General features: G+C 35.2%; 13 protein-coding genes. All 13 read left to right on the top strand.

The window, feature by feature from the left end:
- Window positions 1-62 precede the first annotated feature (62 nt).
- The 13 genes from H0Z29_00760 to H0Z29_00700 all read left to right on the top strand — a co-directional run bounded on the left by H0Z29_00760 (window position 63) and on the right by H0Z29_00700 (window position 23,394).
- Window positions 63-1,073, top strand: coding sequence for a LacI family DNA-binding transcriptional regulator (locus tag H0Z29_00760; protein ID MBO8130028.1), 1,011 nt, complete (start codon window positions 63-65; stop codon window positions 1,071-1,073).
- A gap of 12 nt (window positions 1,074-1,085) precedes the next feature.
- On the top strand, window positions 1,086-2,690 hold the full coding sequence (locus H0Z29_00755; protein MBO8130027.1) for a solute:sodium symporter family transporter: 1,605 nt from the start codon (window positions 1,086-1,088) through the stop codon (window positions 2,688-2,690).
- A gap of 27 nt (window positions 2,691-2,717) precedes the next feature.
- Window positions 2,718-3,686, top strand: a complete 969-nt coding sequence (locus H0Z29_00750) for an aldose 1-epimerase (GenBank protein MBO8130026.1) — start codon at window positions 2,718-2,720, stop codon at window positions 3,684-3,686.
- A 1-nt stretch (window position 3,687) separates the two neighbouring features.
- Window positions 3,688-4,953 carry a galactokinase gene (locus H0Z29_00745; GenBank protein ID MBO8130025.1) on the top strand — a complete coding sequence of 422 codons (1,266 nt, stop codon included), beginning with the start codon at window positions 3,688-3,690 and terminating at the stop codon, window positions 4,951-4,953.
- 36 nt (window positions 4,954-4,989) lie between these two features.
- Window positions 4,990-7,239 (top strand): glycoside hydrolase family 31 protein, encoded by a 2,250-nt coding sequence (locus tag H0Z29_00740; GenBank protein MBO8130024.1) that lies wholly within the window; start codon window positions 4,990-4,992, stop codon window positions 7,237-7,239.
- A 286-nt stretch (window positions 7,240-7,525) separates the two neighbouring features.
- Complete coding sequence (locus H0Z29_00735; GenBank protein MBO8130023.1) at window positions 7,526-9,232, top strand: peptidylprolyl isomerase; 1,707 nt, start codon at window positions 7,526-7,528, stop codon at window positions 9,230-9,232.
- 10 nt (window positions 9,233-9,242) lie between these two features.
- Window positions 9,243-12,023 carry a TonB-dependent receptor gene (locus tag H0Z29_00730; protein MBO8130022.1) on the top strand — a complete coding sequence of 927 codons (2,781 nt, stop codon included), beginning with the start codon at window positions 9,243-9,245 and terminating at the stop codon, window positions 12,021-12,023.
- Window positions 12,024-12,051: 28 nt separating this feature from the next.
- The gene (locus tag H0Z29_00725) at window positions 12,052-12,240 is read left to right on the top strand and encodes a hypothetical protein (GenBank protein ID MBO8130021.1); all 189 of its coding nucleotides are present in this window, start codon (window positions 12,052-12,054) and stop codon (window positions 12,238-12,240) included.
- A 182-nt stretch (window positions 12,241-12,422) separates the two neighbouring features.
- The gene (locus H0Z29_00720) at window positions 12,423-15,542 is read left to right on the top strand and encodes a hypothetical protein (protein MBO8130020.1); all 3,120 of its coding nucleotides are present in this window, start codon (window positions 12,423-12,425) and stop codon (window positions 15,540-15,542) included.
- Window positions 15,543-15,554: 12 nt separating this feature from the next.
- A complete protein-coding gene (locus H0Z29_00715) occupies window positions 15,555-16,583 on the top strand; it encodes a PorV/PorQ family protein (GenBank protein ID MBO8130019.1) in 1,029 nt (342 codons plus the stop codon).
- Between the two features lie 18 nt (window positions 16,584-16,601).
- Window positions 16,602-18,650 (top strand): T9SS type A sorting domain-containing protein, encoded by a 2,049-nt coding sequence (locus H0Z29_00710; protein MBO8130018.1) that lies wholly within the window; start codon window positions 16,602-16,604, stop codon window positions 18,648-18,650.
- A 71-nt stretch (window positions 18,651-18,721) separates the two neighbouring features.
- Complete coding sequence (locus tag H0Z29_00705; GenBank protein MBO8130017.1) at window positions 18,722-20,959, top strand: glycosyl hydrolase 53 family protein; 2,238 nt, start codon at window positions 18,722-18,724, stop codon at window positions 20,957-20,959.
- 38 nt (window positions 20,960-20,997) lie between these two features.
- The gene (locus tag H0Z29_00700; protein ID MBO8130016.1) at window positions 20,998-23,394 is read left to right on the top strand and encodes a DUF4982 domain-containing protein; all 2,397 of its coding nucleotides are present in this window, start codon (window positions 20,998-21,000) and stop codon (window positions 23,392-23,394) included.
- The last annotated feature ends 5 nt before the right edge of the window (window positions 23,395-23,399 follow it).

Below are 23,399 nucleotides of genomic sequence, written 5' to 3'. Positions count from 1 at the left end.
ATTTTTGATTTAATAGTTTTATTTAATATATTTAATATTTATGTGAAATTTGTTAATAAGAAATGAAGAAGATAGTAACGATTAAGGATATAGCGAAAGAATTAGGGGTTTCTCCATCGACTGTATCACGAGCATTGAGAGATCATCCCTATATAAGTGATGAGACAAAAAGAAAGGTAAAAGAACTTGCAAATAAACTACAGTATAAACCGAATATAATTGCCAGAAGCCTACAGATGAAAAGAACCCATTTGATCGGGGTTATAGTGCCTGAGATAGAGCATCGTTTTTTTTCTGCTGCGATTAGTGGTATTGAAGAAGTTGCATATCGTGAGGGTTTTGCAATTATTGTGACTAAATCTAATGAGGATTATAGAAGAGAAGAGATAAATATAAATGTTCTTGTTGAAACCAGGGTAGCAGGGTTGTTGATTTCAATTTCTGAAACAACAAGGGATAGGAAGCCTTTCGAAATGCTTATTAAAAGTGGAATTCCTTTTGTCTTTTTTGATAGGGTTATAGATGATGTTAGTGTTCCAAAAGTAGCTGTCGATGATTTTGAAGCCGCATATAAAGCGGTAGAATATTTGATAAAATCAGGTTATAAAAGAATATGTCATTTGGCAGGACCAAAATTCTTATCTATATCAAAGAAAAGAGCTGAAGGCTATAGAGAAGCAATGAGAGCTTATAATATTAGTGTAGATGATAAGATGGTTGTTTATGGTGGTATGCATGAAACCGACGGTGCAAGTGGATTTATAACTCTAATAAATAATGTACCTGATTTGGATGCGATATTTGCTGTTAATGATCCTGTAGCGATTGGTGCCATCATGGAGGCGAAGAAATTGGGTTATAGAATACCTGGTGATATAGCTTTTGTTGGATTTTCCAATAACCCTATTTCAGCAATGATCGAACCTGCTTTGACAACTGTAGATCAACCCGCTTATAATCTGGGAAAAACAGCTGCCGAAGTTTTAATTAGAATGATTAATGAAGGGACATATAGGGCTGAATCCAAAGTGATTACACTAAAGACTCATCTAATAATCAGAGATACAACTTAAACGAGGATATATATGTTTACGGCTATTGATGCATTAATTTTCATTTTATTCTTCCTGGTTGTTGTTGCTTATAGTATGTATAAAAGTAGGAAAGAAAAGACAGAGGAAGAATACTTTTTAGCAGGTAGAGGATTAATATGGCCACTGATCGGGTTATCTATGATTGCGGCTAATATATCTACAGAGCAGTTTGTGGGTATGTCCGGTCAGGGTGCAGGTGAGGCTGGACTGGCAATTGCTAGCTATGAGTGGATGGCGGCAATTACAATGGTTATAATTGCTATTTTTTTCTTGCCAACTTTTTTACGAACAGGAATATATACCTATCCTGAATTTCTTGAATACCGTTATTCAAAAACCTCAAGAGATTTGATGGCAACTTACACTGTTATTATCTATGTATTTGTATTAGTGTCTTCAGTCTTGTATTCTGGAGCGTTAACAATAAAGACATTGTTTGCAGGAAGTAAGTTTCTGGGAATAGAAATAACTCTAACCAGAGCAGTGTGGCTCGTTGGTATTGTGGCAGCAATATATACTTTTTGGGGTGGTTTAAAAGCAGTTGCGTGGGCAGATTTGTTTCTGGGATCAAGCCTTATAATTGGTGGATTGATAACGTTAATTTTTGGTCTAAAAACTGTGGGTGGATTCGGTAATTTTTTTGAGGCAAACTCGGATAAATTGCATATGATTTTACCATCTGATCATCCTGTATTACCGTGGACAGCTCTTGTGATAGGTTTGTGGATTCCAAATTTTTATTACTGGAGTGTCAACCAATTTATTACTCAAAGGACACTTGCTGCCAAAAGTGTGAGAGAGGGGCAGCTTGGCGTCATTTTCGCCTCATCGCTCAAACTATTAACACCATTTATAATAGTATTTCCTGGTATTATGGCTTGGCAGTTATTTAAAGATCAACTGACAGCTCCCGGCTCTACAACTGATGCGGCATATCCATTGATAATAAGGAACCTGATACCCGGTGGCATAAGAGGTTATATTTTTGCTGCCATAAGTGGTGCAGTTATTAGTTCCCTTGCTTCTATGCTGAATTCTGCATCTACAATATTTACAATGGATATTTTCAAAAGATATATAAAGAAGGACTCCTCTCATATGATGCTTGTATGGGTTGGAAGATTTACAACTGCAGCATTTTTATTAATTGGTTGTCTAATAGCACCACTTCTTGATAGTCCTGGTTTGCATGGAATCTTTACTTACATACAGGAATTTCAGGGTTTTATTTCGCCTGGAATTTTAGCAGCTTTTATTTTTGCACTACTTGTAAAAAAAGCTCCCAGACAGTGTGGTACGGTAGCGTTGATTTTAAATCCTATAATTTACGGTTTTCTTTTGATTTTCTTTGGTACAATACCTTCCCTTGAAGAGGCTGGGATTACGATTTACCCTATCGCATTTTTGAACAGAATGGCGATTACATTTATTTTAATTATTTTAGTTATGACTGTAATGACTCTTATGAAACCATTGCCAGAACCTATTAAGCTGCCTGAACGTAAAGATTTTGATACCAGAACCACACCGACTGTTAAAATACTTGGTTTTAGTGTAATTGCTATTGTTATTCTTTTATACATCATATTCTGGTAAAATAATAAATAAGGAAAAATATTGAAAATGGGTAACGTTAAAATTACCAGAAAGGAAGTTAGTGACATAAATTGTATAAAAGTCGAGAATAGCTCTACAGGCGAATACTTTTTGGTTTATCCTGAATATGGTGCTAACCTGATGGATCTTAATTTAAAAATTGATGATAGGTTAGTATCAGTTATTGAAAGTTTTAAATCCACAAAGGATATTAAAAAGGGGGGAAATTTTAGGAGTGCTGTATTAATTCCTTTTCCTAATCGAATACGAAATGGCATTTATAATTACAATGGGAGGGAGTATCGACTTCAAGTTGATGAAAAGGCAAGAGATAATGCGATACATGGTTTTGTTTATAATAAACCCTTTGATCTTTCTTATATTGAAAATAGGGATGATGAAATAGAAGCCTGCTTTGAATGTTATTATAATGGTGATCTTGAGGGATATCCCTTTCCTTTCAAGGCAAATATAATATATAAATTACTATGTCATGGAAATTTTGAGTGTGTAATAAGTGTTGAGAATTTATCGTGTGAAAAAATACCTATTGGAGTTGGGTGGCATCCCTACCTGAGACTTCCTTCAAAAATTGATGATTTATATCTAAGTTTACCCCCTGTTATTATACATGAACTTGACGAGATGAAAATTCCTACTGGAAGAAGAAAGAATTTTGATTTGTTTGCTGACCCAAATCCAATTGGGAATCTAAGGATGGATTCTACATTTGAAATTATGAATAGTGGTCTGGAAAAGGCGGAGACCAGATTAATTGATAAGAAAAATAATATATCTCTTGAGATATGGCAGGATGCTGGTAAGGGAAGATATAATTATATACAGATATTTACTTCTTTAGATCGTCAATCGATTGCCGTTGAACCAATGACCTGTAATATAGATGCATTTAATAATGATATGGGACTTCAAATTTTAAGTCCAAGGGATAAATTGGAGCTTACCTGTGGTATAAAAATTAGAAGATGGTATTGATATGAAGGGTAATATATTTGATCTTGTAGATAAAATTAAGTTTGAGAATCTATATGAAAATCAAAATGATTCAATAAAGAGATATGAACTTTTATATCGTAAGTTTAAAGATACCTTTGATTTAAATCCTGACTATGTATTTTCCTCTCCAGGGAGAACAGAGCTTGGAGGTAATCATACTGATCATAATAATGGGAAAGTGATTGCTGGAACCATAAATCTTGATATTATTGCTTTTGTAAAAAAGACGGATGATAATGAGATTATAGTCTATTCAGAGATGTATGATGAACCTTTTATTGTTAGGATTGATCAAACACAATTTAATGAAAGTGAAAAAGAGACTTCAACTGCGTTGATAAGGGGAATAGTAAAAAGATTTTTGGATTATGGATATAATACAAGAGGTTTTAAAGCGTATATCTCATCAAATATTCCATCAGGGACTGGACTAAGCACTTCTGCCGCATTTGAGGTTTTAATTGGAGAAATTTTAAACATTCTATACAATTATGGAAAAGTTGATAAATCAACAATTGCTATAATAGGAAAATATGCTGAGAATAATTATTTTGGGAAACCGTGTGGACTAATGGATCAGCTAACAATTGCTATAGGTGGTATAATAAATATTGACTTTAAAGAAATAGAAAAACCGATTGTAAAAAGTATAAATTATAATTTTAAAAATAAGGGATATGAACTATTACTTATCGATACCGGTGGGACACATGCTGATTTGAGTAAGGAATACGCATTAATTCCATCAGAAATGACGAATGTTGCAAATTATTTTAATAAAACAAGTATGAGAGATGTAAGGATTGACGATATAATTGAAAATATAAATGGGATCAGAAAAGTAACAGGTGACAGGGCGATCTTAAGGAGTTTACATTATCTACAGGAAAATGATAGAGTTGACAGGATGGTAGAAGCTCTTGAAAACGATAGATTTGACGAATATTTAGAATTGATTAATCAGTCTGGTAATTCTTCATTCAAATATTTACAGAACTGTTATCTTGACTATAAACCGGAGGAGCAACCAATTTCAATTGCTCTGTGCTTGACAGAGGCTTTTTTAAATAGAATTGGGGTAGGGGCTTGCAGAATACATGGCGGTGGATTTGCCGGTACAATTCAGGTGTATATACCTATTGAAGCTGTTAAAGAGTATAAAAATTTCATAGGTAAATGTTTTGGGAATTATAGTGTAATACCCATTGAGATAAGAAAAGACGGGGTAGCCATTCTCAATCGATAAGCCTATAAATAAAGGACAAAGTTGGGGCGATGCGTAATGAAAAAATTCCATTTAAGTAATTTTCTCTTATTAATTTTTCTTATTGTATTAACACCATTAATGGCAAATAATACCTGGAGTGATGATGAATTCCATGTAAGTCTGATAGAAAAAAATTTGAAAATCTATACTAAAAGTGGATTGCTTATAGTGATCAAATCTTTTAGTTTTAATTTCGCTGATCCAGTTGAAGTTACACTAGACAGTTTATCAGATAGTACATTTCAGATCCAATGTACTTATCCCATTTACTCCGACTTCAGGTTAATGGAAAGCAATGATGAACCACCTGTCGCTACAATACTGACAAATAGGATTAAAGGAGGTTTACATTTTTATTCAAATCCAGATTGGGCAACTACAATAACAATCAAATTAGTGGATTTTGGTGAACATTACTATGGTTTGATAGAGATTCTGTATCCTGATAATAGGAAATTTGCTGATTTGCGAGGAACAGTTGTTGATATCGAAGCAGGTGGCAACAGAAATAAATATTATGAAAATTATGCTTCAGTCTGGTCAGCATTTTTTATGAGCAGTAAGGGTTATGGTTCATTTTTTGATAGCTTTGCAAAAGGTAAATATTTCATGGGAATCGAGGGAGAGACAAAGATATTCCATGAGACTGGTAAACTTGATTGGTATGTCTTCTATGGTCCAGAAGGATATAAAATACATAATTCTTATTATAATATCATTGGCAAACCAAAGTATGTGCCGATTTGGGCTTGTGGACCAGTTGTATGGAGGGATGAAAATAAAGGTGGGGCAAATGAAATACTTAGAGATGTTGATAAGTTTACTGATATGAAAATTCCTATAACTGCATGGTGGGTGGATAGACCATACAGTAATGGTGCTAATGGGTGGTCGAAGATGGATTTTAATGATAAATTTGCCGATCCGGGGAATTGGATAGCTAAGCTAAGGAATAAATATAACATAAGATTAATGACATGGGTGGCGACTACAACATTTGGTGATACCTCATTCCCTGGACTATTCCCGAATTTCTTTGGTTATTTCGACTTATCAAATCCAGCTGCTGTGACTGAATATAAGAGGAGGTTATATGATAATCAGTACAAATATGGTGTATCTGGACATAAAATGGATAGAGGCGAGCAGTATTTCCCTGTGAGTGAACCATGGTTTGATAGAACACATGAGCAGGAAAGAAGAAATAAATATTTGTATTTATATTCAAAAGTCCAGCATGAGATTGCACAGGAATATCTGGGTAAAGATCATTTTATTTTTGCCAGAGCTGCTTTTCATCGTGTACAGCCATATTTGAGCGCTGTCTGGGGAGGTGATGTCAGAAGTAACTGGGATGGACTGGCTTCCAATCTTGCAAACGCTGTAAGATGCAGTTATATGGGGTTTCCTGTTTGGGGTAGCGATGTTGGGGGTTATCTTGGTGAGGGTAGAATTCCTGAAGAATTATATGTAAGGTGGTTACAGTTTGGAGCTTGGAGTGGACTTTTTGAAATAAAGATCGATGGTGCTGGAGGTAGAGGCGAGGATAGACCGCCATGGAAATATTCAAAGAGATTGCAGGATATATTCAGATCTCTGTGTAATATGAGATTGGAGTTAATTCCATATATTTATTCACAGGTGAATACTTCTTATGATAATGGTGTAATGATGAAACCGTTAAATTATGTTTTCTCTGATGACTCTACTTGCACAAATATCTGGGATGAATATATGTTCGGAAACGTATTTCTGGTCGCCCCTGTTTTAAATAAGGATGGATACAGAAAAGTTTATTTACCGGAAGGTAAATGGTATAGCTATGATTTAAGTAAAGAATATGATGGGAATACCAGATACAGCTTTATCGTTCCACTTAACGAGATTCCTGTTTTCATTAGAGAGAATTCAATTTTTCCAAGAGGGAATATTTACCTCGGGAATTCAATTAGATGGTCAAAAGAGGGTAAATATCTGGAAATAGTTGCTGTTCCTTCTAAAAAAGGTAAAAGTTCTTTTGTATATGTTGATTATTTTGATAACGATAACCAAAAAAAGTTATCGATGGAAAGTTATATAGATAAAATTCAAATTTCGCTACCAAATTTATCTGTTAGTCTGTCATTAATTGTGAGAGTATGGAAAAAACCAGATAAAGTTCTCGTGAACAATAATGAAGTCGAATTCAGCTACGATAAAAATAGTAAGACAGTAAAAGTAGCAATAACTGTAAGTGGTTCTTCCGAAGTATTGATATTTTTATAAGATAGAGTTGATAGTATTATTTGTGAATAGTTGCAGATGTATATCAAAAGACTAAGATATAATATTTTGATAAGTTTTCAGTCATTTCAATTTTTTATGTATTTATTATTTTAATAAGTTATTCTAAAACGATTATTTAGTATTTTTGTTTGATGGTGTTGAATAAAAGTGGACATCGAATTTATTAATCGAATAGTGTGTATTATAAAATGTGTGCAAACGGTAGCATAACGGTAAATGGTTAGATTTTTATTAATTTTATTTATAAGAAATAATCGTGGGAAAAATGAGAATTTTATCAATTATCATATTTGTTCTAATAACCATTTTAGTCTCAACTTGTGGTAGTAAAAAAGAGTATTTAGCAAAGATAGAAAAAATAGATAAGAATTTTATCACTATAGACCAGTTTGTGAAAAGATACAAAGACATTTTATTTAATCTTTCAGTATCTGATAATTTTGAATTACGTAGGTCTTTGTTGAACAGAATGATAGATGAATTAATACTTATAGAAGAATCTAAAAGGATCGGGTTGAATTCAGACTCATTAAGTAAGATTGAGATTAAGAAGATTGAAGAACAAACACTGGTGGACCTGTATATGAAAAAATATATCTTTCCGGGAATAAAGATTTCTGAAGAAGAATTGAAAGATTTTTTTGTGAGAATAAATACGAGAATTAGAGCACGTCATATATTTACCCCTTCCTTGAAAGAAGCAGATTCATTGTATGAGTTAATAATAAGCGGCAAATCAAGCTTTGAAGAAATTGCCCGACAGACTTTTAATGATCCTGTTTTAAAATCTAATGGTGGCGATTTAGGTTATTTTTCCATAGGTGAGATGGATCCGTGGTTCGAAGATGCTGCATTTAACTCTGAAATTGGAAAGGTAACAGGACCTGTTAAAACCGCTATCGGTTACAGTATCATAAAAGTTGAGGATAGAATTACAAATCCACTTTTAACTGAGAATATGTATAATAAGAGTCGAAACAAGATTTATAATTATCTGTTATTTAGAAAAAAAAGGATGATGCTAAGGATTTACTCTGATTCATTACTTCTGGTTCTAAACATCAAATACAACACCAGAGCACTGGATTTTTTATATAATCTTATAAGAAGTGTGGCACTCAATGGTAATTTTGAAAATAGAAAGCCCCTTACATCAGAATACCCTCTTATTGCCTGGGAAAATAAACTCTCTCATGAAGAAAAGCGGCTAACACTACTTTGGAGTAAACTTGGAAAACGCGATATCAGGTGGTTTTTTGAAAGGGTGGGTAGTATCGGGGATAAACAGAAAAGATGGATTAAGACAAAAGAGAATCTCATGGAGTTTATTAACGGATTAATTATACGTGAGTTTTTAATAAAGGAAGCTATTAGATTGAAAATTGATAATACAAAGATATATCGTAATATGGTGAAAGAGCGGGTTGAAAACTATCTATTAGAAAGGATGAAGGATCATTTACTTGTATCTAATCCAATACCCGAAGATACGTTAAAGGTTTTTTATAAAAGAAATAAGGAACTTTTTATAAAACCACCTGCTATATCTCTTTCTAAAATAACTTTAGTAGATAGGGTTTCTGCAAATATAGTTAAAAATATGCTTGAATCTGGGGGAGATTTTGAAGAATTAGCAAAAAAGTATTCCGAGGATAGAGTTAGTGGTGTCAATGGAGGTTATATTGGTATTTTTAGATATAATGATCTTGGAAAGTTTGCTGATACTTTATTTTCTTTAAATAAAGGAGAATGGGTTGGACCTTTTTCAATACAGGGAAAATATTACTTTTTCAGGTGTAATGATAAAATTCCTGTAAAAGAAGCAAATTTTAAAGATGTTAGAGACTTGGTTTATAAAACCATGATGCCCTTCTGGAAGGAAAGGGTAATTAGAAATTACTTAACATTGCTAAAATCTGACATAGAACTGATAATCAATTGGGAGAGATTAAAAAAGATAAATATTAACTAAGTGGTGGAAAATGTGTTTTAACGATAAGGCTTCCAGTTTTATCAAAATTTTTATAGTAATATTTTTGATATCATCATTTATTGGAAGTTTAAATGCACAAACCTGGGGTAAAATTTCTGGTTTTGTCAGAGACGCTGAGACAGGTAAACCTCTGCCAGGTGCAAATGTAATAGTCGATGGCACAGATCTGGGTGCCGCAACAGATAACGAGGGTAGATACATCATTTTAAGAGTACCTCCAGGAATATATAATGTTTCAGTCTCTTTCATCGGATACAAAAGAGCTGTCATGCAAAATGTGAGAGTATATACGGATTTGACGACTGAAGTTAACTTTAATCTAGAACCGGGCATTGTTGAGGGTGAAAAGGTTTATGTGATTGGTATGCAGCCTATGGTAAGAAAAGATCTGACCTCATCTGAAGTTCGAATTCAATCTGATGATATATCTAGGATACCTGCAAACGATATCGGAAGAATACTTGATTTACAGCCGGGGATTGTTAGGGATGCTGGTGGAAACATACATATACGTGGTGGACGATCGTCAGAGGTAGCTTATTTTGTTAATGGTGTAAATGTTACTGATGATTATAATAGAGGACAGACTGTTATAGTGGAAAATGAATCTGTGAAAGAATTACAGGTAATAAGTGGAGCATTTAATGCCGAATACGGAAATGCCATGGGTGGAATAGTGAATATTGTTACAAAAGGTGGTAGTAATGAATATGAGGGAAAGGTTGAAATTTATGCCGGAGATTATGTAAGTAATAAAGATGAGATATTTTATAATATAAGCAAAATTAATCCCTTTTCTATAAATAATGTCCAGCTAAGCCTGAGCGGACCTATTATTAGGAATAAAATGACTTTCTATCTCAATTTAAGAAATCTCCATAATGAGGGATGGCTTTATGGTGTATATGCCTATTTACCTCAGGGAAGGGTGGTAATAGATGATTCTCTTGGTATACATGCGAAGGGTGATAGCAGCCCTGTTGCCATGAATCCACAGGATAGATTTAGTGGTCATGGGGCAATAGAATGGAAAATTGGGAAATCAGTAGTTTATAAGGTTGATTTTATTGGAAATAAGTATAAAAGCAGATGGTATAATCATCAATACAGATTAAATCCAAAAGGACTAAGAGGAACAAAAGGATTTGGATTTACAACAATTTCCAAACTGACATACCTTTTTTCTTCAAAGTCTTTTATGGACTTAATTTTTTCATATAAAGTCGATGAAAATAAATCCATGCTGTATGATGATCCTTATGATTCTCTATACGTTCATCCCGATTCGTTAACAGCAGGAGCTTATGAGTTTTTTAAAGCTGGAACAGATTTATTCAGATCAACAAGAAAAACGGAATCGTACATAATCAAATGCGATATTACAAGCCAGATAACTACCAGACATCAATTGAAATTTGGATTTGAATTTCAGAAAGATTTTATAAATCTTGATGAGTATACACTTATCCCTGCGACTGATGAAAATGGAGTTCAAATTGAACCATTTATTCCTGAGATACCGGAAAAGTCAAATCCGAATAGAATAATTCTGGACAGGAGTCCAGATAGGATAGCGGCTTATATACAGGACAAGATAGAATATGAATTTATGGTTATTAATATTGGATTAAGGTATGAGTACTTTAATTCCAATGGAAGAATTCCTGTGGATCCAAAGGATCCAAATATATACAATCCGCTCAGGCTGGAACATATATACAAAGATTTGAATGGTGATGATGTTATAGATCTTTCTGAACAGGTTGAAGATAATAAATACACAATAGGGGAACGAGAAAAATTCTGGTATAGGAAGGTTAAACCAAAGAGACTCTTAAGCCCACGTTTTGGTATCGCTTATCCTATTACGGATAAAGGGGTTATACATTTTTCATATGGTATTTTTGAACAGATCCCTGATTTCTTCCAGCTATATTATAACGATGAGATGAAACTAAGTGAGGGGCAGGGTATAGCGGGACCTTTTGGAAACCCTGATCTTAATCCGCAGAAAACGACGATGTACGAAATAGGACTCAGGCAGGAAATTTATAGAAATCTTGTACTGGATATTACCGGTTATTATAGAGACATTCGTGATTGGGTTTCGACCAGTCCTCCCATACCAACCTATTCAGCTGGCGTATCCTACTCTAAACGAATTAATAAGGATTTTGCCTTTGTGAAAGGGCTCTCCGTAAATTTGAACCATAAAGTTATAGGTAATTTCGGTTTTAACGTTAACTATACTTTTCAAATAGCGAAAGGAACAAATTCCAGTCCGGAAGATGAATATCTAGCGATTACACAGGGAGCTGAACCAAAGAAACAACTTGCATATCTGGATTGGGATCAAAGACATTCCTTGAATTGGAATATTTTTTATGGAGCCAGAGATTATGGTGTAAGTATATCTTCTAACTTTTTCTCTGGACAGCCGTATACGCCAGAAATAGTCTCTGGCACGCTCACAGGGCAGAATGTTATACCAGGTCTTTCAACAAATATCAGACGGAAACCATTCAGGATAATTTTTGATCTACATGCATACAGAATGATCGACTTAAAAATTTTCAATATTGAAGTATTTTTACAGGTATTCAACCTATTTGATGCTAAAAATCCTCTTCAGGTATGGGCTGATTCTGGAAAACCAAATTATACGGTTTATCAAAATCAAGCTATTGAGTCTGATCCTACTTGGTTTATAAGACCTGATTTTTATTCAGAACCAAGGAGGGTTCAATTTGGAGTTAAATTCTATTATTAAAGTAATAAAGTTTGTGATGGGGAAATAGATGAAAAAGATAATAATATTCTTGCTTTTGCCAGTGATAATTTTTTCCCAGATTAGACAACATATCCCATCGGATCAAAGAGGAGATCCTAACCTGAGAGCGTATTCGAACATAGATGGAAATAATATTAGAGCTTCAGTATTTAATTCAGGATATAGTGGTGCACACGTGAAGTACCGGAATCAGTAAATTACGAATGGCCAAAGAATACCGGAAGAATTTATATCTCGATTGTTGGAATATGGGTTGGAGGTGAAGTCGTTGATGCAAACAACGATACTATAAACATTGTTGACGTTTTTGCCTGGAGGACGAGCCCTGATGGTAGGACTTGGACATTTGAACCTGTACCAGGTTTTTTAAACCCGAATTTGGATCCGCTAAGAGTAGCAAAAAGTGATGACCCTGAGACCTGGCCACCTGCTTCCATTGGAGGATGGAGGGATAAATGGGATGATAAAGTTGATCCAGGCTGGATTGGATCATGGAATGGCTACTTTGGGAAAAATGTTTTTAATGCTGATCAAGAATTGTTTTACCGTTGCTCTGATGACCGTTATGATAGATATCAATATTATCCCGATACAACTGACCTGACAAGAAGGGGTCTCGGTATACTGGTTGATGTACGTGCTTTAGCATGGACTCAGGTATTAATAAATGATGTGGTATTTTTTATCCATGATATAAAGAATGATGGTACCAAGAGGATCCCTAAAACTTCTTTTTTAATATTTCTGGCTGATTATGTTGGCGGAGATGGGACTGATGATCAACCGTTTGTAGACATCCAGTCAGATATAGCATTTTTGACCGATGCCGATCGGGTAGGAATGGATGCATTTGGTGGTGATCCTGTCGGTGTAGCGGGAATAAGGTTTTTAGAGACACCTGGTAATGAGGTTGATGGAATAGATAATGATGGTGACTCGGATCAACATCCGGAATTACTTTCAATGATTAATGGTGACCCAGAAGTTGTTTCACCTCATTTCGCTGATAACGATTTTCTCCCCCGGAGTCTAAAACCTGGTGATAAAATTGTTCTGATAGATTCAACTGATTTTTCTCGTATAATAACAACTTACCCTGAAGGTGGTGGCACTGTAAAAAGCCTTGGAAAAGTATATTACTTACCAGCAGAAGGGATAACACTTGAAGAAGACACAGTTGCAAACGGTCTTGACGATGATCTTGATGGATTGATTGATGAAAGATATTCACTTCACAGGTGGAGGTATGACGAGATATCGGGTACAGAAAGTCCTGTTAGATACATAAACTATCTTTACTTCAATGTGGGTGATACTATTAAAAGAGGTTTTGTGGTTGCCGGGAAAAATACCCCTGCCACTTATGAAACTGTAGCTCCAATGATAGATGAATCTAGAGATGATGGTTTCGATAATGACAGGGATTGGGATGTCTCTAACGATGATGTTGGACTGGATGGTGTAAAGGGAACTGGAGATCCTGGGGAAGGAGATGGGATAGCGTCCTCTGGTGCTGGTACAGAATTGCCAGGGGAGCCCAATATAGATAAAACCGATGTTTCTGAAACGGACCTTATTGGTCTGACATCTGCTGTTCAGATTCCAGTGGGCGATATTTCTCTGAATACAACACCGGATAGATATTTATGGGATTATTTTATGGTACCGGGTCATTTTGATTTACCAAGACCAACAGGTGAATATGACACCTTTATATCTTCAGGATTTTTCCCGATGGATCCAGGCCAGAGACAAAGAATAGCCATTGCTATTGCAATTGCGGGTGGTGGACAGACGAAGGATGAAGATATTAATGCTGTTATAGATAAACTTGTGAATGCTAAGAAAGCTTATGATGCTGATTATCAATTTGCAAAAGCACCAATACAGGTAACTCTGAAAGCTGTTCCAGGTGATGGAAAAGTAATGCTTTACTGGGATGATGCAGCCGAGTATTCAATAGATAATTACATTGAGTCCATTGGTGGTCCCGGGAGGGATTTTGAAGGCTATAGAATATATAGAGCAACTGATCCCTCATTTCTTGATGCAAGAAAGATAACTGATGGATTTGGTACTCCAAAACTTTTAAAACCTATAGCACAATTTGATTTAAAAGATGGTATAACAGGATTTGATCCGGTTGGATTTAATGGTATACATTTTTATCTGGGGGATGATACCGGACTTAGGCATTCATACGTTGATTCCGGTGTTGTGAATGGACAGAGGTATTTTTACGCTGTAACAGCTTATGACTTTGGGTATGCACCCCTAAATATAACTCCCACAGAGACACCTGTTAGCGTAGATATCGATTTACAGGGCAATATTAGAACCGGTATAAATGTGGCAGTGGTTACGCCTACGTCAAAGGCAGCTGGATATATACCGCCAGAAATTGATTATTTTGAACATGTAAGAGGAAGTGCAACGGGAATAATTAATATTGACATTGTAGATAATTCAGCATTAAGAGAAGGGCATATATATGAGTTAACATTTACCGATACTACAATTGTTGAGAAGAAAGGGACAAGGACAATTACTAAAAGTTTCTCTGTAACAGATATATCTGAGGGTGAAAAAAGAATTGATGATTGGGTTTTGTATGGTAACGATTCTGATATTCCGATTTTTGATGGATTAAAATTATCCTTTATAAATGAATCTAATATTGAAATAGATCTGGAAAAGTCAGGATGGAGTAGCGATGATATATATGGCTATGATTTTGCCCCTGTAAATTTCCCGGGAATTAAGGGAGTAAAAATGCCATATGATTACCGAATAATCATTGGTGAGCCTGGTATTTCAACTTCGAAGGATACAACCATAGTTGGAATACCTCTACCAGCCGTTGATGTTAATTTTAAAATTATAAACATAACAACAGGTGAGGATATTGAATTTGCCTTTGCAGAACTAGATGGATCGGATGGTAGATTGTCTGTAAACCCACGCGATCCTGATGAGACCGATATAATATTATTCTTAGAAAAGAGTATATCGGGCGATCTAGTTTATACCTGGCAATTTTTCCTTGTGCCGAAAGCTAATAAGAGAAATCCACGGCCTGGCGATACTTTGAATATCTATCTGAAAAAACCGTTTTTATCATATGATGTTTATAGATTCAGTGTTAAGGGGCCATCATTATCCAAAGAGTTAGCTAAAAGAACGCTCGATAGTATTAGAGTAGTGCCGAATCCTTATGTTGCGACAGTGCCATGGGAACCAAAGAATACCTACAGAAGTGGGAGAGGACCACGTGAAATACATTTTATTAAGTTACCTCCCGTTTGTACAATCAGGATTTATAGCGTAGATGGTACATTGGTAGATGTAATAAAACACAATTCCACAGTTGATAATGGAACGGAAATCTGGGATCTGACCAGTATGGAGAATCTTGATGTATCATATGGGTTATATATTTATCATATTGATGCTCCAGGAATAGGTCAAAAAGTTGGGAAGTTTGCTATAATAAAATAAGATGGGTATGAAATGATAAAAGGTAGAATCCTAACATTATTTATTATCACAGCGCTTTGTGTACAGAGTATATTTTCGGTAGAGGTAAAAAAGATAGGAACAGTATCTGCTGCATTCTTAAATATACCAGTGGGTACACGGGCTATATCGATGGGAGGAGCATTTGTTTCTGTTGCTGACGATGGCTCAGCAATATACTGGAATCCAGGAAGTATAGCCAATTTTAGTAGTAAGTCTCTTTATTTCTACCATTCCCCATGGTTATCTATTCTTGATTTTAGTTATGCAAGTGCGATTGTACCTCTTGGACGTTATGGAGTTATAGGTTTGAATGGAACAGTGTTGAGATCCGGAGATATCGAGATTACAACTTATAATAACCAATGGGGAACTGGTGAAACCTATTCTGCTACCTTTTCTTCAGCTGGATTCGCTTATGCGATGAGACTGACTGATAGATTTTCCATTGGTGCGAATATCAAATATATTAGTGAAAGGATATATAATTGTTCTGCCTCAAATATAGCAATTGATTTAGGCACGTTGTTTGAGACACCATTTGATGGGATAATACTCGGTGTAAGTATTACAAATATTGGTACAGCAATGAGAATCACAGGGGAAGACCTCAATACATTTGTTGATGTAGCACCGACAATTGAGGGTAACAATGATAATATCGTGGCAGAGTTAAAGACGGATTATTTTGACTTACCAACGACGATGAAGATAGGTATTTCATGGCAAAAGATTTTATTTGGTTCAAACAGATTTCAGGTTGCCATTGAAGGGGTTAATCCAAATTTTAATTCCCAATATCTAAATGTAGGTATAGGATTTTACTTGTTCAATGGTATCATAAACTTGAGTGCAGGTAATAATGAATTATTTTTGGAGAATAGTGAAAAGGGCAGGGCAGTAGGAATAAATATAGATTTAACTGGATTGAGTCGATATGGGATAAAGATTGGATATTCATTCCAATATATGAAACATTTACCAGATGTCGAGGGATTATCCATAGAATTTTTAATTAAGTAGTAAATGGAGGGCGTTAGAATGAGTGAAAAGTTTAACTTAAAGGTGATGATGGTTCTGGGCATTACTATGATCTTTATTTTTTCAGGGCTCGATGCCCAGACCATTAATGTAACAATGATTTTAAATACTTCAACGAACCTTGACACTTTGTCGGAAAATCACGTAGCATGGATTTTGGGAGAATGTACTGGACCTACGAATCCACAAATTTCATGGAGTCCTGGTGAAGGTATTCAAATGGAAAATATTGGTGGGGATTATTGGATAGCTACTTTCCAGATGAATCCCGACGATACTCTTAAGTATAAATTCTGGACAGGTTTTGATAATTCAACAGGTACGTTTTTCTGGAATGGTTGGGAAGGTCCTCTAACACCCGTTGACCCGGTTGATGGTGGTGGAAACAGGATTTTTATCTCTGGAGACCAAGATACCGTTTTAAAAGTGCAGTTTTATAATGGTACCGAGCAAACACGGGATCAATTCTGGAGGCCATATATAGAAAAAGAAGATACTGTAGCTGTTTATTTCAGAGTCAATGTAGCAGCACTTATAGAAACTGAAGAATTTGATCCTGAAAATGACAGAGTGGTAGTTCGGGGAGGTGCTCCTATAGACACAAATGGTGGAGATTGGGATACGGATATTGAACTATTCCGTGAGGAAGGCAGCATTTTAAATGGATCGTTCTATTCTGGAGTTGCCTACATACCTGTAAGTGACATTACTCCTGGGTCAACAACACAGAGTTATAAATTTGTCGTCCTGAAATCTGGTAGTGGTGAGATATGGGAAAGTATATCCGATAGGTGGTTTACTTTTAGCAGTTTAAATGACACCACGATACATTGGGTCTATTTTAATGATACTCCACCCTCAGGTGGAAATCTGGTAGAGGCAACTGTTACCTGGAAGTTAAATATAAAAGCTCTGGAGATGCTTGGATTTTTTGATAGATCAATTGATAGTATAGTTATTGATGGTGCACGTGGATGGAATATAGACAACGCTATAAGAATGACTTATAACCCAATTTTAAGATATTTTGTTGGTCAGTCTGATTTTAAAAAGGCACCTGGTGCAGAACTTGAATATAAATATGTCATTCTATGGGATTCATCAAGAATCGATCCTGAAAGTGAAAATTATATTCCTGGATTAGATTTACTTCAATATTGGGAAGAACCCGCTGTTACAGGGACAGGCAACAGGTATTATACTTATACCTCTGACGTAGATCAAAGCGTCCCAGGTGATTATGACTTTGAATATAATTTCTTTAACGGTTTACCGCCTGAAGGTGTAATTAAGGAACCTATTGATATAACCTTCAATGTAGACATGACACCGGCAACCAGTGAAGAAACAAATCCTGCCAATCCCCTGTTTAGACCTGGGACAGATACCGTATGGGTAACATTTACAGGTTGTCTCATGCCGTTAACTCAGGGTTTATCTATATACGGTTCAAGAATACAGCTCAACGATACAGATGGTGATCTAATATATTCGGGAACTATGCATCTTGAACCACCTACTACATTTGAAGTGAGTTTTCATATACAATATTCAAGCGAGAGTGGAGTTATAGAAAATGGAGGAGGATTCACTCTTGGTAGAGCTTATTGCCAATATATTAGACCAGTAGCTGTTGCTGAAGATACAGTTGTCTGGCCAGATACTTATTCCTTCCCCGTTATACAATGGAAGGATAGTGATCTACCTGTAGAAGAAGCTCCTGATCTCTGGACTCCATTTTCAATCGATTCTGACGATAATGCTGTTGCTGAAGCTTTCACTTTGAATTCAATTTACCCAAATCCATTCAATCCCTCTGCAAATATAGCTTTTGAATTGAGAAAAGAAGATAGAGTTAACATAATTGTTTATGATATAACGGGTAGAGTTGTGCGTAAATTAATTGATAATAGATTCTCTCCGGGTAGCTACGCTCTCAGATGGAATGGTAGAAATGATTCAGGTGTGCTGTTACCCTCGGGTATATATTTTGTAAAAATTTCTACGACGGGTAAGAGTATTGTTAAAAAGGTGACCCTTATAAGGTAAATATGATTGGCTGGCATGGGAGGAACTGTTTTGGATGTCACCTCCCTGCCTATATTTTTCAGGGGAATAATATGAAAAGTATATTTTTGTTAAAAAGTGATATCGCTGTTTTTCTAATATCTATTTTGCTTTTTTCATTTGCGATCGGTGGAGAAGTTTTTTTTCAGGGTGGTGATGTTTCTTTTATTCCACAAGTAGAGGATAACGGTGGGGCTTATAGAGATAGTGGCAAGGTTAAGGACCCTCTTGATATTTTAAAAGATCATGGAATGAATACAATAAGGTTAAAATTATGGCATACTCCCAGTGAAAATTACAATACATTGGAGAAAGTTATTTACATGGCAAAGAGGATAAAAAGCCGTAATATGTATTTTCTTCTTGATTTTCATTATTCTGATACCTGGGCTGATCCAGGTAAACAATACAAGCCCAAAGCTTGGGAAAATTTGTCTTTCGAGGAATTGAAAGATAGTGTTTACCGTTATACCAGTGATGTAATTTCATGTCTTTATAATAATAAAGTAATGCCTGACATTGTCCAGGTGGGTAATGAGATCACTCCGGGGTTTTTATGGCCCGATGGTAGGGTAGGAGGATCATATGATACTCCTGAGCGATGGCAAAAATTTACGGCTCTATTGGAGGAGGCAATTAGGGGTGTGAAAGAAGCCTGCCCGGGCAGTGATAGTATTAAAATAATGATCCATATTGATCGCGGCGGTGATAACAAAGGTGCACGCTGGTTTTTCGATAATCTAATGAAATATGGTGTTGATTTTGATTTCATTGGATTATCTTTTTATCCATGGTGGCATGGAACCCTCAATGACCTGAGATATAATCTAAACGATCTGGCTGTTCGCTATAAAAAAGAAATTATTGTCGTAGAGACTGCTTATCCATGGACTTTAGATAATGCTGATAAAGTTGGAAATATAGTTTCCACAAGTAATCAATTGCATAGTGGCTATCCTGCTACAGTTGAAGGTCAGGCAAAGTTTCTAAAGGACCTGATTACAATTGTGAAGGATATCAAGAATAAAAAAGGAATTGGGGTAATCTATTGGGCACCAACATGGATTACTACACCAAACATTGGTTCAGCCTGGGAAAACAATGCTCTTTTTGATTTTAAAGGAAATGCATTAGAGTCACTTGATATTTTTTCAGAAATTCCTGAGGATACTATTAAGATAAATGTAAAGTTGCGTTTAAATACTTCAACTCATTATGATACGCTCAGACCTTATCACTTTGTCCAGGTTAGAGGGGAATTAAAAAACAGTTTACTGGATATTTTACCTGACGGAAGAAAACTATCATGGGATTCTGAGTCTGATCTTATTATGGAGAATATTGGGGGTGATTACTGGCAGGTGGTATTTGAAATGAGGCCAGGTGATACACTTCTTTATAAATTCTGGACTGGTTATGATAGGAATCACCCTACGTATTTGAGATTGGGTTGGGAAGGACCGATACTGCCTTTTCAGGGAAAAGGTAATACAAGAATATTTATAGCAGGAGAAAATGATACCATTTTACCAATTCAATTCTATAATTCTACCGGTGAGGCATTACCCCAGTACTGGAAGCCTTATGAGGTAAAAGATAATTATTTGGCAATTTTTTTTCGGGTTAATCTGGCAAAATTAATGAAAAGTGGAATTTTTGATCCTGAGGTGAACGGTCCGGTTGGTTTGAGGGGAGATTCTACAATAACATCCGGACAGCTAAGCTGGAATAAAACCAGTTTTTTTTTACACCGAGAGGAGAATAGCGTATATAATGGTTCATTCTGGTCTGGGACTCTATATATTCCTAAATCAGGATTAAGAGCGGGTGACAGTTTAAATTATTCCTTCTATATAGAAAACATAGATTACGGTTATGCAGAACAAAATGTTCACAAACGTCGTTTGGATATAACTAGTTCATTACTAACTCAAGTAGATGATACAACCCTTCATTGGGTCTATTTTGATGAACCCGGATATAATAGAGTAAAGTCTGAAGTTGAGAAAGCAGAACTATGCGCTATAAGGAATATTTATCCAAATCCCTTCAATAACAGGGTATATGTAAAGTATAATATTTCTGAAAATTCGAGTGTAACTATAAATATATTTGATTTAAGTGGTTGTATAGTTAAGGAATTGGTCACAGGTAAATACAACGGTGGTGAGTATGTTATCAGCTGGGATGGTAAAAATGAAAATGGCAAATTGGTTAGTAGTGGAGTGTATTTGATTGCTTTTATTTCAAATAATATTATAGAAGCAAAAAAAATCCTGTTTTTGAAATAATATTTTAAAATCAAACAAAAAATCTGAGCGAGGACTAGATGAAAGTCTGTAAATCAGCAAAAGCAATTTTACTTTTGGTAAAACTGATATTACTGATGAATTGTAATAAAAACTTTATTGATGGTTACTATAAAAGAGATGTAAATTTTAATAAAGGGTGGAAATTTTTTAGATGTGATACAAATACCATTGATAGTAATTTTTATCGTATTGATTTCGACGATGGTAAATGGGAGACAGTTGAGCTACCACATTCACCGAAGATAGAACCGCTTGTTGTTAACAATCAATGGCAAGGGATATGCTGGTATAGAAAAAAATTTAATATAGATAAAAAGTATTACAACAATAAGATTTTTATAGAATTCGAGGGAGCAATGCAGGTAGCTGATGTCTGGGTAAATGGTGCGCACAAAGTTACTAATTACGGTGGTTATTTGCCATTCATAATCGATATAACTGATGATATTTATTTCGACAAAGAAAATGTTATAGCGGTGAGGCTCGATAACAGAGATAATCCTGAAATCCCACCTGGCAAGCCTTTAAAATATCTGGATTTTTGTTATTACGGAGGTTTATACAGAAATGTTAAAATGCATATATTGAATAAGATCCATATCACGGATCCTATTTTTGAGGATATTCCTGCAGGTGGGGGGATATTTGTTCGGTATCCCTTCGTAAGTAAAGATTCAGCCAGGGTATGGGTTAAGACACATATAAGAAATGAAAGTATACAGAAAGAAAGAATAAAATTAGTAACGAAATTAATTGATAATGAGGATGATAAAATTATTTTAACCAAAGAGGAATCTGTGGACCTAAATCCCGGGGAAAGCGAGCATATTATTCAGTCACTGTTAGTTAAAAACCCAAAACTATGGCATCCCTATCATCCACATCTTTATAACTTGGAGTCGGAATTATGGAAAGACGGAGTGAAAATAGATATGATAATAACGAGGATTGGTATAAGAAATATAAAGATATTAAAAGAAGGATTTTTCATTAATGGAATAAAAATGTTTATTAATGGTACCAATAGACATCAAGAATATCCATACATTGGTAATGCTCTTCCTGATAATTGTCATTATAGAGACGCCTATAAAATAAAAATGGCAGGTTTTGATTTTGTTCGTTTGTCTCATTATCCTCAGGCTGATGCATTTCTCGATGCCTGCGACGAATTGGGAATTCTTGTAATGGATGCAATCCCGGGTTGGCAATTTTTTGGAAATGAGGTATTTCAAAAGAGAAGCTTAAATAATATTAGAAAAATGATAAGAAAAGACAGAAATCATCCGAGTGTAATCATCTGGGAGGCATCATTGAATGAGTCGCAGATGAGTGTGGAATTTATGAAAAAGGCTCATCAGATAGCTCATGAGGAGTATCCAGGGGGTCAGTGTTATACAGCTGGATGGCAGGATACTGTTTATGACGTATTTATACCTGCACGTCAGCATGCAAGGAAACCCTTTTACTGGAAGTATTACAAAACATCCAGACCAATGTTTATTGCTGAATATGGTGACTGGGAGTATTATGCCCAGAATGCTGGCTTTAAGCAGCCCGAATTTAAGAATCTAAAACCTGAGGAGAGGACATCACGACAATTTAGGGCTGATGGAGAAAGAAGATTGTTACAACAGGCATTGAATTTTCAGGAAGCATTTAATGATATTAGAGGTTGGAATGTTATTGGTTGTTCAAATTGGGTAATGTTCGATTATAATCGGGGATATTCTGACGATATTGAGTCGTCAGGTGTTATGGATATTTTTAGGTTGCCAAAGTTTGTTTATAATTTCTATAGGAGCCAAAGGAAACCTAATATTAATGAACTTGAATTTTATAGGCCTTTCGTATTTATTGCATCGTTCTGGAATAAAAATTCAAAAAGGTTTATTAAAGTTTTTTCTAACTGTGATAGTGTAAGGTTGAAACTTAATAATAAGGAAATTAAAAAATTCCACTTTGAGGAGGGGTTTTCTGAAAACCTTAAATATCCACCATATATATTTGAACTGGAAAGATTTGTACATGGGAAGTTGGAAGCAATTGGATATATCGACGGCTTTGAAGTTGCAAAGCATTTAGTAGTAACTCCCAGTTATCCACATTTTATTGATATTGTAGTTGACTTTTCTGGAAGGAAACCAGATGGTAGAAATAAAGATATACTCTTTATCCATGCAGAAGTAAAGGATAAAAATGGAATGGTATTACCTGATTATTCGAAACCCGTGAGGTTTGAAGTTATCGGCCCCGGAAAATTAATTGGTAAGAACCCAATAAACGCCGAGGCTGGTATTGCTACGATCCTGTTAGAAGTTTCAACAATTGAAGGGAATCTAATACTTAGAGCTGAGAGCGGTAAGATAAAAAGAGAAATTATTTTAGATAAAAATTTTAATGTTGTTAAATAATACCG

The sequence above is a fragment of the Candidatus Neomarinimicrobiota bacterium genome (assembly GCA_017656425.1).
GTDB lineage: Bacteria > Fidelibacterota > UBA2242 > UBA2242 > B5-G15 > JACDNV01.
This window is presented reverse-complemented; position numbering and strand designations above follow the sequence as displayed.